The sequence below is a fragment of the Desulfuromonadales bacterium genome (genome assembly GCA_035620395.1).
Classification (GTDB): Bacteria; Desulfobacterota; Desulfuromonadia; order Desulfuromonadales; family DASPGW01; genus DASPGW01.
In genome coordinates, this window is the sequence record DASPGW010000166.1 from 1 (window position 1) to 4226 (window position 4226).

Annotated in this window: 4 protein-coding genes; 3 read left to right on the plus strand and 1 reads right to left on the minus strand. The window is 61.6% G+C overall.

Annotation, left to right across the window (positions count from 1 at the left end; all coding sequences use genetic code 11):
* Nucleotides 1–6: 6 nt before the first annotated feature.
* Entirely contained in the window at nt 7–930 is a 924-nt protein-coding gene (prmA, locus tag VD811_08855) for a 50S ribosomal protein L11 methyltransferase (GenBank protein HXV21081.1), read from the minus strand.
* A gap of 227 nt (nt 931–1157) precedes the next feature.
* Between prmA and VD811_08860 the strand changes: the two genes are divergently transcribed.
* The 3 genes from VD811_08860 (at nt 1158) to VD811_08870 (ending at nt 4198) form a co-directional block, all read left to right on the plus strand.
* Nucleotides 1158–1964 carry a pyruvate, water dikinase regulatory protein gene (locus VD811_08860; GenBank protein ID HXV21082.1) on the plus strand — a complete coding sequence of 269 codons (807 nt, stop codon included), beginning with the start codon at nt 1158–1160 and terminating at the stop codon, nt 1962–1964.
* 97 nt (nt 1965–2061) lie between these two features.
* The gene (locus tag VD811_08865) at nt 2062–2733 is read left to right on the plus strand and encodes a response regulator transcription factor (protein HXV21083.1); all 672 of its coding nucleotides are present in this window, start codon (nt 2062–2064) and stop codon (nt 2731–2733) included.
* Nucleotide 2734: 1 nt separating this feature from the next.
* The gene (locus VD811_08870; protein HXV21084.1) at nt 2735–4198 is read left to right on the plus strand and encodes a heavy metal sensor histidine kinase; all 1464 of its coding nucleotides are present in this window, start codon (nt 2735–2737) and stop codon (nt 4196–4198) included.
* Nucleotides 4199–4226: the final 28 nt, after the last annotated feature.

A 4226-nucleotide genomic window follows, 5' to 3' on the forward strand; every position in this document is an offset into this window, starting at 1 on the left:
GCGCATTCAGCGCTCTTTGCGGTAGAGCAGGCAGGACCACTCCTCGCGCCGGGTGATCTCCGGGCCATGCAGCGGAAAAGCGGCAAAAGCTTCTACCACCAGCGCCTCCTTTTCCTGGAGGATGCCGGAAAGGATCAGCGCACCGGCCGGCGCCACGCGACCGACCAGCTCGGCAGCCAGCCGGATGTTCTCTTCGGCGAGAATGTTGGCCAGCACCAGGTCGAATTCCCCGGCCAGTGCCGAAAGGGGCTCCAGCGTCACCGCCACGAGGTCGCCCACCCCGTTCAGGGCGGCGTTCTCACAGGCGATGCGGCAGGCCTCGGCATCGATGTCGCAGGCCAGCACCCGGCTCGCCCCGAGCGCTGCAGCGGCAATCGCCAGAATTCCCGAGCCGGTGCCGACGTCGAGCACCCGCTGCGGCGGGACGGGTCCGTCGAAAAGAGCGGCCTGCGCCTCCAGACAGAGTCGCGTCGTGCCGTGGGTACCGGTTCCGAAAGCCATACCCGGATCGAGGTTGACCACCACCTCGCCGGCAGCGGCGGCGAAGTCCTCCCAGGTCGGCTTGACGACCAGCCGGCGGCCGATGCGGACGGCGCTGAAATGCTGCTTCCACCCCTCGGCCCAATCCTCCTGGCGAACCGGCACAACTTCGGGGAGAACCGCCTCCAGGCCGGGGACAAAAGAAGAAAGCCACAATAGCGACTCGTACACCCGGCGGCGCAACGCCTCGATATCTTCGGGCGCCGGGAAATAGGCCTTGACGGTGTACACTTCCGGCGCCGTTGCCTCGGGGTCAGGCGCCACGAAGGTGTCGAGCTGTCGCTCTTCCACCGTCAGGCCGACGCTGCCGAGTTCAGTCAGCTCGTTGCCGACCACCTCCACCCCCGCGGCCGGAATCCGGAGGCGCATTTCGATCCATGTCTCATCCATCCGCCCTGTTTAACAAAGTGTCCCGGCAAAAGCAATAAAAACCTTGACAAGGCTGCGGTGTGTCGGGTCTAATCTGCCCAATGGCTTAATGAGCGTGATACCCTAAATGGTAGCAAGTCGCCCATGTCATGGCAACAAACTCCAACATAACAGTGGCTTTCGCTTGGCTTGCGCTAAGCCTGAGACCTGTTACCATTCATCGTAACGTCTTTTCATGAGGAACAGACATGCTCCCCCCGCAAGTCGTCTACCTGCTTTCCGACGCCACGGGCGAGACGGCGGAGAAAATCGTCATGGCGGCCCTGACCCAGTTCGGGGACAAGACGGTACGCGTGAAGCGGGTCAGCAACGTGCGGGGAAAGAATCAGGTGTATGAGGCTCTGGACGAGGCGCTGAGCCAGCAGGCTTTCGTCGTCTACACCATCGTCAACCGCGAACTGGCGCAGCTGGTTCATGACGAATGCGACTCGCTGGGACTGACCAGCTTCGACCTGATCACGCCGTTGTTGATGAAACTCTCCGGTTTTTTCGGCCGCTCGCCGGGTGAAACCCCGGGGCTGCTGCACGGCGTCGACGACGAGTATTTCCGTCGCATCGAGGCCATAGAATTTACGGTCAAGCACGATGACGGCCAGGAAACCCGCCATCTGCCCAAGGCGGACATCGTACTGGTGGGCGTCTCGCGGACCAGCAAGACCCCGCTTTCGATCTACCTGGCCCATCGCGGCTGGAAGGTGGCGAATGTCCCCCTGGTGAAGGGGATCGACCCGCCGGCCGAGCTCTTCCAGGTCGACCCGGGCCGTGTGGCGGGCCTGGTCATCGATCCCCAGCGGCTCCTCGAGGTGCGGGCGGCCCGATTGCGCAACCTCGGCCAGGACCCGCGAGCCGCCTATGCCGACTTCGAGCAGATAGAAGAAGAGTTGCGCTACGCCCGGTCCTTTTTCCGCCATCATCCATGGGTTGTGGTGGATGTCTCGGGCAAGGCCGTAGAGGAGACCGCCAACGAAGTTCTGGTCAAGCTCAAGTTGAAATAGCCTGCCGCAACAAGCCCACCGGACACCCGGCTCCGCAGCGACCGGCAGAAACGACTCACTCAAACAGACCACGCTGAACGGAAAAAGGAGAAAATCGATGCGCATCCTGGTAGTCGAAGACGAGAAAAAAGTGGCAAGCTTCATCAAGCGGGGACTCGAGGAGGAGAGCTTCTCCGTCGATATGGCCTACGATGGCGAAGAAGGCCTCTCCATGGCCGAAGCCACTCCCTACGACCTCATCCTGATGGATCTGATGCTGCCGAAGATGGACGGCCTGGCGGTCATCAAGGAGCTGCGCAGCAAGGGAAACAAGGCGCCGGTCCTCTGCCTGACGGCCAAGGATACGGTGGAGGACATCGTCTCGGGACTCGATTCCGGCAGCGATGACTACCTGACCAAGCCTTTCGCCTTTGCCGAACTGGTGGCCAGGGTTCGCGCCCTGCTGCGGCGCGGCGTCCAGGACCGCGGCGCCGAAATCCGCTTTGCCGACCTGCGCCTCGACCCCGTGGCGCACAAGGTGTGGCGCAGCAACAAGGAGATCGAGCTGACCGCCAAGGAGTATGCGCTGCTCGAGTATTTCATGCGCAACCCCAACCAGATCCTGACCCGGACCATGATCGCCGAGCACGTCTGGGACTACACTTTCGATTCCTTCACCAACATCATCGACGTCTACGTCAACTACCTGCGCAAAAAGGTCGACCGGGACTACGACAAGAAACTGATTCACACGGTGCGGGGCATTGGCTATGTGATGAAGGAGGAATAGTTTGGCCTTCCGCTCCGTCCGCTTCCAGCTCACCCTCTGGTATGCCCTGACTCTGGCCGCTGTTCTGGCGGCCAGTGGTTTCTTCTGGCACTTCTATCTGGCCAGGGAGATGCGCAACCGCGTCGACGACAAGCTGCGCATCATTGCCACGGAAGTCGCTTCCTTTCACTTCACCACCCATCCTGACCATCTTTTTCCTCACGAAACACACCTCGGCGACAAGCAGTGCGAGGGTCTGGAAGCCTTCGTCCGTCACCGCAACTGGGGTGAATATATTCAGATGCTCAATGAACGGGGGGAAATCTCCTGCGCGACCAGCAACCTGAAGGGTTTCCATCTTCCCCTGACCAAGCTCGCGCTGCAGTATGCCTCCCAGGGAATGCCCTACTTTGAAACGATCCGTACGCTGGGACCCGCCCCCATCCGTGTGCTGACCTACCCGCTCATTCTCGACGGCAGGATCACTGATATCGTCCAAATCGGCCAAGACCTCTCGGCGATGGAAAACGCCCTCGAACGGCTTCGCCTGATGCTGCTTATTTTCAGCCCGCTGGCTGTGGCGCTCCTTTGTTTCGGCGGCTGGTTCCTTACCGGATTTTTTCTCGAGCCGGTAGTTCGCATTACCCGCGCCGCCCGCCGGATCAACGCCGGCAACCTCAGCCAACGTATCCACGTCGAAGATACCAAGGACGAACTGGCCCAACTGGCGGAAACCTTCAACTCGATGCTGGCCCGCCTGGAAGACTCCTTCAACCGGACCAAGCAGTTCACCGCCGACGCCTCCCATGAGTTGCGCACGCCACTGGCGATCCTCAAGGGAGAGACGGAAGTCGCCCTGCGCTGGGGGAAGGACCCCGAGGAGTTGCGGCAGACCCTGGTGTCGAACCTGGAAGAGATCGACCGCATGGGCCGCATTATCGAGGACCTGCTTTTGCTGGCCAAAAGCGAGGCAGGGGAACTGCGACTGGATGTCCGCGAGTTCAGCCTCGGCGACCTGATCCAGGACCTCTACCTGCAGGGTAAAACCCTGGGTGAGCCGAAAAGCATCGACATCTCCCTGCGCCTGCAGATAACCGAGGATGTCCGGCTCAAGGGAGACCAGTTCCAGCTTCACCGGTTGCTGCTCAACCTTGTCAACAACGCCATCAAGTACACGCCTGAGAACGGCCACGTGGAAATCCGGCTCGCCGTCGAGGGAAGCGAGGCGGTGCTGGCGGTGGCCGACAGCGGCATCGGAATCGCCGCCGAGCACCTGCCGCATCTCTTCGAACGCTTCTACCGTGTCGACGAGGCGCGCAACCGCGCCGTAGGCGGTACGGGACTGGGACTGGCCATCGTCAAGTCGATCGCCGAAGCGCACGAAGGGCGGGTCGAGATCGAGTCAACACCCGGCAAAGGGAGCGTTTTCACCGTTCGCCTGCCCCTGGCCGGTCCGACTCCGCAAGGCAAGAAGGGTGCTCGCTGAACCTCTCGACGGCATGAACTGGCGGATG

What these genes read in the sequence shown, in the direction of transcription:
- VD811_08860 (HXV21082.1), top strand. Translation starts at nt 1,158, where the DNA reads ATGCTCCCCCCGCAAGTCGTCTACCTGCTTTCCGACGCCACGGGCGAG.
- VD811_08865 (HXV21083.1), top strand. Translation starts at nt 2,062, where the DNA reads ATGCGCATCCTGGTAGTCGAAGACGAGAAAAAAGTGGCAAGCTTCATC.
- prmA (HXV21081.1), bottom strand. Translation starts at nt 930, where the DNA reads ATGGATGAGACATGGATCGAAATGCGCCTCCGGATTCCGGCCGCGGGG.